This is a genomic window from Neorhizobium sp. P12A, from assembly GCF_008365395.1.
Classification (GTDB): domain Bacteria; phylum Pseudomonadota; class Alphaproteobacteria; order Rhizobiales; family Rhizobiaceae; genus Rhizobium.
This window is the reverse complement of record NZ_QOVX01000071.1, coordinates 1-1,479: the sequence shown is the minus strand read 5'-3', so window position 1 is coordinate 1,479 and position 1,479 is coordinate 1. Positions and strand designations below refer to the sequence as shown.

1 pseudogene is annotated in these 1,479 nt (G+C 48.3%); it reads right to left on the bottom strand.

From position 1 onward, the window contains the following. Nucleotides 1-1,379 precede the first annotated feature (1,379 nt). Nucleotides 1,380-1,479, bottom strand: a pseudogene (locus DTW90_RS36910) (IS5/IS1182 family transposase); the annotation flags it as partial.

The following is a 1,479-nucleotide window of genomic DNA, read 5'->3' as shown; positions in this document are numbered from 1 at the left end:
GCGCCTTGCGACAGCTATCAGCTTATCAAAATCAATAAACTCTGACCGGGCGTCGTCATCCCATTGCGCATCGGTTCTCGAAACCTTGTCAGGTGATAACATATGCCCTCGCAATTTATTTGCAGATTAAATTCCAAGACTAAATCAGTGTCATACGACACCCGCGCGACCGCTTCGCGATGAATGTCGAAAACTTGGCTGGTCCTCACGTGGAGTTTATCGGCTAAAGCTTCGCCGCCGTTCTTGCAAAAAATTTTCTGTTTGACTTTCTACCATTCCTTGACGTCCGGCAATAACGATTCCCACTCCACAACAAAGGACTATACTATAGCCTCGCTCAATTCAATCTGTGTATTCGGCAGTTGTGATTACTTCGGGGCCATTGTCGGTACTCGATAAAAAGCTTTATATTCTTTTGTTCGGGACGACATCGGCGTGCTGGTAGGAGTTAGCGCCGGCAGCTCAACCTTTTAAGCGGCTCGGCGACATAGCGCTCGAAATATTTCTGGACGTTACCTTGCAACTCCAGCGCGCAGCAATACTATTCAATTGTTCAAATCGATCACGTTAGGAGCCGTCGAGCAAATATTGTGTACCGTGAATATCGGGACCAGCTTTTTCTTAATGCGCCTTGCCGGGGTCGAAGGATTATTGAGGTCGACCTCAAACATGAATGAGCAATCGTTCCACGCGTTATCAACGGTAACGATCTGCGTTTCACCGGGCGATAGCGGCATATTCAGTAAATTTGTGGACCGCGGCAGGAGATCATCCGGCCAAGCATATAGTTTATATATAGCTGCGGGGCCTTCGTTTCTAACGCTGACCTCGTCCGCGTGAGCGGATACAGCAGCAAACGTCAAAACTACAGAAAAGACTAGCAATACACGCATGATCAGGAGAGCCAAACAAAGAACGTAAGAATATCTTAGACTTAATCACATCGGAGATAGCATCGATATCCCAATTCTTTGAATTCTGTCAATCATCTCGCGACGTTTGGCACTTATATATTAAACGTGAGAATGCGACCGTACCTTACTTGACCGGCGGTTTATTTGAGGTTCCGCAGACCGCGAATCTCAAATCAAGTGCAACTGAGAGATTGTCCGCGACTGACGCGCGCAGTCCACTATCTCTTCTTTAGCTTTTCCAGTTGAGGGCAAACGCCCGTCGCGCGGAATTACCGTATCATATGGGATTTCCGCACCGTTCAACCACGCGGCGGCGGCGCCGCTTCATAGTCAAGAGTTCGGTCACGTCATGCAAATCATCCTCGGACAAGATGGGTGTTGATTTGCGTTGAGAGCTGACCTGGGTGGGGTGCGGATAAAAACTTGGACTGGTTTTTATGCTTTAGAGTCTGACTCGAAAAGGGTTCAACGATAGCAATATCTTGCGAGCCGCCGCGTAAGGATGCGGATATGGGCGATGGTTATCCAGGCTTCGGCTGAGATGATGGATTTTTCCCAATCCTTG